A 6,000-nucleotide genomic window follows, 5' to 3' on the forward strand; every position below is an offset into this window, starting at 1 on the left:
GATCGCGGCATGAGCTTTGGGCAAGGGGGGCCCTCCTGGGGGCCCGGGGGCACACAGACTCCGGACTGGGCAGCGCTGGCCGACGAGTCCGCCGCGCGCAAACGGCGCAAGAGGTGGCTGCTGATCGGCGGCGGCGTGCTCGCCACCGCGGCGATCGGCGCGATCGTGGCCACCGCCGTCATCTCGGCCAACAAGAACAACAGTCCCACCGGCTCCGGCAAGAACGCGAGCGAACTGCCCGCGCCGAGCGACCTGCCGAGCGAGACCGCCGAGCCCGGACCCTCCTTCTCCTCGGTGGCGCCGCCGCCCCCGCCGAACCCGAAGGACTACATCTCCGACGCCAAGAAGGACCGGGCGCCGATCACCGTCGACGCCTTCTTCCCCGGCAAGAAGCTGACAATGGGCGACCGCGTCTACGCCAAGGGCGCGACGCAGCAGACGAAGAACTGCGCCGCGACCACGAAGGGCGCGCTCGGCTCCGTCCTAGTGAACAACGGCTGCGACCAGGTGATCCGGGCCACCTACAGCAAGGACGGCGTCGCCGTCACCGTCGGCCTCGCGGTCTTCCCGACGGAGGCCCAGGCCAAGAAGGCGGCCCGGCAGGCGAGCGGCAGCGTCGCCACGCTGAGCGGCTCGGGCGTGCCGGCCTTCTGCCCCGCCGGTTCGGTCTGCCGCCGCACCGCCAACTCCTACGGCCGTTACGCCTACTTCGCCATCAGCGGGTTCACCAGCGGCAAGAGCGTCACCACGGCCGACAAGAACGTCTACACCACCGGCAACGACCTGACGAACTTCACGTTCCGGCAGATCCACCGCCGCGGCGAACTCCAGGCCTCGGCGGCCGCCACCGCCCCCGCTTCCTGACCCAGGCCGGGGATCCCGTCCGACTTCCGTTCCTCCTCACTCTTCCCCGCGTGCTGCGCCACGGTGACTTCGTGGCGACCCCTCCGAGCCCACCTGTGTAGGGTCTGCGGGTCCGAAGTGACGGTCCTGTGTAGCTGAAGGCGTGGGGTGGGATGGCGGTCAAGGTCACGGTGGTGGTCCCGACGTACAACTCGGGGAGCCACATCGAAGCACTGGTCGATTCGATGCTGCGGCAGACGCTGCCCGCGGACGAGTTCGAGGTGCTCTTCGTCGACGACGGTTCGACCGACGACACACCCGCGCGGCTGGAGGCCCTGGTCGGCGAGCACGACCACTTCCGAATGACCCGCATCCCGAACTCCGGGTGGCCGGGCAGGCCCCGCAACATCGGCGTCGAGCAGGCCAACGGTGAGTACGTGCAGTTCGCCGACCACGACGACCGCATGGCACCCGAAGCACTTGAGCGGCTCTACGCCATGGGACAGCGCAACGGTTCCGACATCGTCATCGGGAAGGTCGCGAGCAACTTCCGCAGCCGCGGGGTTCCCTACGGCCTGATGAGCCGGACCCGCGAGTCCTGCACCGTCCGGAACGCGCCGCTGATCGACAGCCTGACGCCGCACAAGATGTTCCGCACCGCATTCCTGCGCAAGCAGGGCATCGTACACCCCGAGGGTCCTTGGATCCTGGAGGACCAGCTCTTCATGGTCCGCTGCTATCTCAAGGCGTCCGTCGTCTCGGTGGTGGGCGACTACGTCACGTACTCGTACTGGGCGCGCGAGGACGAGGAGAACGCCGGCACCGCGCTCATGGACCCGCGCTGGTACTACGGAAATCTGCGCCAGATCATGGCGACCGTGGTCGCGGGCACCGAACCCGGGGCCGATCGCGACCGCCTTCTCCGCCGTTTCTACCGGGTGGAGATGCTGTCCAGGCTCGGCGTACCGGCGCGTGGCGCTCTCATGGACCCCCGGTTCGACGGCGACCCGTTCGAGGCGGTGCGCGAGCTGGCCGAGGAATTCGTCACCGACGCAATGCACGACGGCCTGGCCCCGCTCCTGCGGGTCCGTTCCACGCTGCTGCGGCAGAACCGGCCCGGAGAACTCGATGAGTTCACCCTCCGCCAGACGGACCTCAAGGCCCGGTGCACGGCGGAGTCCGCGACCTGGAACCGCGACCGGCTCAAGGTCGCGTTCACCGCGCGCTTCGAAGAGAGACCCGACGGCTCCGGGCTCGTACTCTCCCGCGACGGCGACCGGCACTTCCTCGCGCCGTACCTGACGGACGGCATCGTCGACGAACCCGTCGACGTGACACCCGAGTTGAAGACCTTCAAGGTCGATGTGCTGCTGCGCCACACGGAGACCGCACATGTGTGGGTCCTCCCGCACCGGACGTCCCTCGTCCTTGAGGAAGAACGCGGCGCCGACGGCAACATCCTCGTACGCCCCCTCGTCACCGGGACCGTGACGATCGACCCGCGGCGTGCCGCGGGTGGCGGACCGCTCGGGGAGGGCCGGTGGCAGGTCCAGGTCCGGCTGTCCGGAGCCGGCCTCGACCGGTACGCGGAACTCGGCGAAGCCACCCCGGCCGCCGGCCTCCCGGTCCCCGCCCCGCAGATCCTCGCCGGTCACAGGATCACCCCCGCCCACACCGACACCGGCCTCACCCTCGTCGTACGCGCCACCGACGACACCCCCGCGCTCCGCCCGCCCAAGGTCAGCGTCGTCGTCCCCACCCATGAGGCCGCGCCGGAGTCCCTCCGGGAAACGCTCGACTCGCTCACCGCCCAGACGCTGCCCGCCCACGACATCGACGTCGTCCTCGTCGGAGACGGCGACGGAGAGGTGCTCCCCACGAGCGACGCCGCGTCCCGCAACACCGGAATCGACGCGGCCACCGGCCAGTACGTGCTGTTCATGGAGCCCGGCGACCGTCTCGCCCCCGAGGCGCTGCGGCGGATGTACGACTACGGCTTGGAGCACGACGCCGACATCGTCGTCGGCAAGCTCGCCGGCAAGGACCGTGCCCTGCCGCGCGAACTCTTCGTACGGGACCGGCCCCGGGCAACGCTCGCCAAGGACCCCCTCGCCGACAGCCTCACCGCCAACAAGCTCTTCGACCGGGCCTTCCTCACCGAGCACGCCCTCCGTTTCCCGGAGGACCGACACCCGCTGTCCGAGCAGCTGTTCACCGCACAGGCGTATCTGCGGGCGGGCCACGCCTCCGTACTCGGCAGCCAGGTCTGCTACCACTACGGCCCGAAGCGGCCCGCCGCCCCCGTGCCGGCCGCCGAGTTCTACGCGGCGCTGCCCGCACTCCTGGAGACCGCCGACACCCTGGCCGGTCCCGGAGCGGCACGCGACCGGCTGCACCGGCGATGGCTGCGCGTCGAGGTGCTCGACCGGATCGGCGGCAAACAGTTCCTGGAACTGGACGAGGAGGCCCGCACCGAGGTCCTCCACGAGATCCGCGAGGCACTGAGCGGCCGGGTGTCCGAGACCGCGGTGGCGGGCCTTCCGGTCTCCCGCCGCGTGGCCGTCGGCCTGATCGAGGACGGGGACCAGGACTCCCTGGTGCGGCTCATCGAGTGGGAGAACTCCATCGCCTGCCGCCCCACCCTCACCGAGCTGTCGTGGCAGGACGACGGCACGATGCACATCGCCTTCGGCGCCCAGCTGCACGCCGCCGACGGCCCGGTCGGAGTCACCACCGACGACGGCGACGACGGGGACCGGCACGTCCTCACCCCGACGGGCCTCCCCCGGCCCCTCCTCGATCGCTTCGCGGCCGAACCGCTCACCGGCGGCGCCTCCCCGGACAAGGCGTCCGTGGTCCTGGTCCTGCGAGAGCGCGGCAGCGGCGCCGAGTACCGCCTGGTCACGGAGAGCACCGTCGTCCGCGGCAACGGCGGCCTGGAGGTGACCGGCTCCACCGGACTGGATCCCGCCCGCGCGGTCGCCGGTTCACCGCTCGGCCGAGGCGTCTGGGACCTGTCCGTACGCCTCAACGCGCTCGGCTGGACCAAGTCCAGCCGCCTGGGCAAGGTACGCGCACCCGAGGTCCCCGCACAGCTCACCGCCGTGGCGCACCCCACCGAGCAGGCCCTCCGCATCACCCCGTACTGGACCAATCCGCACCGCGACCTGTCGCTGCGCGTCGAAGTCCCCGAGCCGCCGAAGCCGGCCGCCGCCGCGCCCCGGCCCCGCGGGTCGCGCCTGCTCGGCCGGGTCGCCCGGATCGTACGCAAGCGCTGACGGCCGCGCCGCGGCCCTCAGCAGCATCCGCCCCCGGGAAGCGTCCGCACATTGCGCGCCTCCCGGGCGCGGGCGGCCAGCAACTCGTCGGCGGGGTAGGCCACTTCCTCCAGTGTCAGTCCGTGCGGACGCACCACGTGGACGCCGGGGTCGCGGACGCGGGCCGCGAGCACCTGGGCGGGCCACTCGGCGGGGCGGCGCCCGTCGCCCACGAAGAGCGCGGCGCCGATCAGCGCGCGGACCATGTTGTGGCAGAACGCGTCCGCCTGCACGGTCGCCGTCATGATGCCGCTCGCCCCGTCCCGGACCCAGCTCAGCTTCTGCAGCGTACGGATGGTCGTCGCACCCTCGCGCTTCTTGCAGTACGCGGCGAAGTCGTGCTCGCCGACCATCCGGGCGGCCGCCTCGTTCATGGCGTCCACGTCCAACGGCCGGTCGTGCCACAGCACATGACCGCGCAACAGCGGATCCACCCCGCCGGGACGGTCGGCGACGCGGTAGGCGTAGCGACGCCACAGCGCCGAGAACCGCGCGTTGAAGCCCTCGGGGGCCGGTGCGATCCGCCAGATCCGCACGTCCGGCGCCATCCGTCCGGCCATCCGCCGCAGCAGTTTGTCGCCGTGCTCGGCCCACACCTCGTCGGGCAGGTCCACGTGCGCGACCTGGCCCCGGGCGTGCACCCCGGCATCGGTCCGGCCGGCGACGGTCAGGTCGTACGTCCGCGAGGAGCGCGTCACGGTCCGCAGCGCGTCCTCGATCTCGCCCTGGACGGTCCGCCTGGCGGTCTGCTTCGCCCAGCCCGAGAAGTCCTTGCCGTCGTACGCCAGGTCCAGCCGCACCCGTACGAAGCCGGGCTCCACCTCGTCACTCACCCATGGGTCCTTTTCTACCGGTGCACGCGGCACACGCGGGTACATGCGGAACGGGCCCGCACCGCCCCGAAGGGTGGTGCGGGCCCGTCCAGTGGTCTCAGAACGCTCAGGCGTCCTTCGACTCGGCGTCGTCGGCCGGCTTGGCGTCCTCGACGGCCTCGGCCGGAGCCTCGTCCTTCTTGAGGGCGTCTTCCTTGACCGCACGCTTCGTCGCGGCCTCGGCCTCACCGGTGGCCTGCTGGGCCACGGTCAGCGCCTCGACCAGCTCGATGACCGCCATCGGGGCGTTGTCGCCACGACGGTTGCCGATCTTGGTGATGCGGGTGTAACCACCGGGGCGGTTCTCGTACCGCGGGGCGATCTCGGTGAAGAGCGTGTGGACGACGCCCTTGTCCGTGATCGACTGCAGCACCAGGCGACGGTTGTGGATGTCGCCCTTCTTCGCCTTGGTGATGAAACGCTCGGCGACCGGACGCAGGCGGCGGGCCTTGGCCTCGGTCGTGGTGATGCGGCCGTGCTCGAACAGCGACTTCGCGAGGTTGTTGAGAAGAAGCTTCTCGTGCGCAGCGCTGCCGCCCAGACGGGCACCCTTGGCGGGCTGAGGCATGGTTTTTCTCCTTGTGTGCTGCACCGGCCGTATCAGGTACCGGTGTCAGTTCCCGTGCGACGGTCGCCGCCCGGAAGTCTTCGTCAGCCGCACGCACTCGACATCGAGCCCCAGCCCGAAAATCAAGCCCGTCCGGCGATTGAGGACAGAGCCTCACCCCGGTCCGGGGCGCCCAGGAGAACCCAGGCACCCCGGCCGGAGGCGAATCAGTACTGCTCGGTCTCCACGAAACCGGCGTCCGCGTCGTCGTCGGCGCCGAAGGCGTCGGCGGCGGCGGTCGGGTCGAAGCCGGGAGGCGAGTCCTTCAGCGCGAGGCCCATACCGGCCAGCTTCGCCTTGACCTCGTCGATCGACTTCGCACCGAAGTTGCGGATGTCGAGCAGGTCGGCCTCGGAACGGG

Annotated in this window: 5 protein-coding genes; 2 read left to right on the forward strand and 3 right to left on the reverse strand. The window is 70.9% G+C overall.

Going from position 1 to position 6,000, the window contains the following annotated elements; translation table 11 throughout:
• The first annotated feature begins 9 nt into the window (after positions 1-9).
• Positions 10-864, forward strand: coding sequence for a hypothetical protein (locus tag EES42_RS05470; RefSeq protein ID WP_124716929.1), 855 nt, complete (start codon positions 10-12; stop codon positions 862-864).
• Positions 865-1,016: 152 nt separating this feature from the next.
• Positions 1,017-4,121, forward strand: coding sequence for a glycosyltransferase family 2 protein (locus tag EES42_RS05475; protein ID WP_124716930.1), 3,105 nt, complete (start codon positions 1,017-1,019; stop codon positions 4,119-4,121).
• A 17-nt stretch (positions 4,122-4,138) separates the two neighbouring features.
• Here EES42_RS05475 and truA read toward each other — a convergent pair whose 3' ends face one another.
• The 3 genes from truA to EES42_RS05490 form a co-directional block, all read right to left on the reverse strand.
• A complete protein-coding gene (gene truA / locus EES42_RS05480; RefSeq protein WP_124716931.1) occupies positions 4,139-4,993 on the reverse strand; it encodes a tRNA pseudouridine(38-40) synthase TruA in 855 nt (284 codons plus the stop codon).
• Between the two features lie 106 nt (positions 4,994-5,099).
• On the reverse strand, positions 5,100-5,600 hold the full coding sequence (gene rplQ / locus EES42_RS05485; RefSeq protein WP_124716932.1) for a 50S ribosomal protein L17: 501 nt from the start codon (positions 5,598-5,600) through the stop codon (positions 5,100-5,102).
• A 206-nt stretch (positions 5,601-5,806) separates the two neighbouring features.
• Positions 5,807-6,000, reverse strand: a 194-nt coding sequence (locus tag EES42_RS05490; protein WP_277426102.1) for a DNA-directed RNA polymerase subunit alpha C-terminal domain-containing protein, incomplete at its 5' end; no start/stop codon positions are given.

It is taken from the genome of Streptomyces sp. ADI95-17 (assembly GCF_003846175.1).
Lineage (GTDB): Bacteria > Actinomycetota > Actinomycetes > Streptomycetales > Streptomycetaceae > Streptomyces > Streptomyces sanglieri.

Bases quoted from the DNA above. Each gene is read 5' to 3' on its own strand.
- EES42_RS05470 (WP_124716929.1), top strand. From the start codon at position 10: ATGAGCTTTGGGCAAGGGGGGCCCTCCTGGGGGCCCGGGGGCACACAG.
- EES42_RS05475 (WP_124716930.1), top strand. From the start codon at position 1,017: ATGGCGGTCAAGGTCACGGTGGTGGTCCCGACGTACAACTCGGGGAGC.
- rplQ (WP_124716932.1), bottom strand. From the start codon at position 5,600: ATGCCTCAGCCCGCCAAGGGTGCCCGTCTGGGCGGCAGCGCTGCGCAC.